This is a genomic window from Stenotrophomonas sp. YIM B06876, from assembly GCF_030711595.1.
In the GTDB taxonomy this organism is placed as follows: Bacteria; Pseudomonadota; Gammaproteobacteria; order Xanthomonadales; family Xanthomonadaceae; genus Stenotrophomonas.
Genome location: NZ_JAUJUJ010000584.1, coordinates 1 through 414 on the forward strand (window position 1 = coordinate 1; position 414 = coordinate 414).

Here is a 414-nt window from a genome sequence, read left to right on the forward strand (position 1 = left end):
CCTTGAGCGCCTCGCGCAAGAGCGGCCAGTTGTTCGCGTCGTGGTAGCGCAAAAAGGCCTTGTGCAGGCGCCGGCGCTTCTCGCCGCGCACGATGTCCACGGTTTCGCTGTCGCGCGTGACCTTGCGCAGCGGGTTCTTGCTGCTGTGGTACATGGCCGTGGCCGTGGCCATGGGGCTGGGGTAGAAGGTCTGCACCTGGTCGGCCCGGAAGCCGTTTTTCTTCAGCCAGATGGCCAGGTTCATCATGTCTTCGTCGCTGGTGCCAGGGTGGGCCGCGATGAAGTATGGGATCAGGAACTGCTTCTTGCCCGCCTCGGCACTGAACTTCTCGAACAGCGCCTTGAACTTGTCGTAGTTGCCTATGCCCGGCTTCATCATCTTGGTGAGCGGGCCGGCCTCGGTGTGCTCGGGGG

Annotated in this window: 1 protein-coding gene; it reads right to left on the minus strand. The window is 63.3% G+C overall.

Annotated elements, in window-relative coordinates; genetic code table 11:
* Positions 1-414, minus strand: a 414-nt coding sequence (locus QZH66_RS18580) for a DUF3362 domain-containing protein (RefSeq protein ID WP_305807258.1), incomplete at both ends; no start/stop codon positions are given.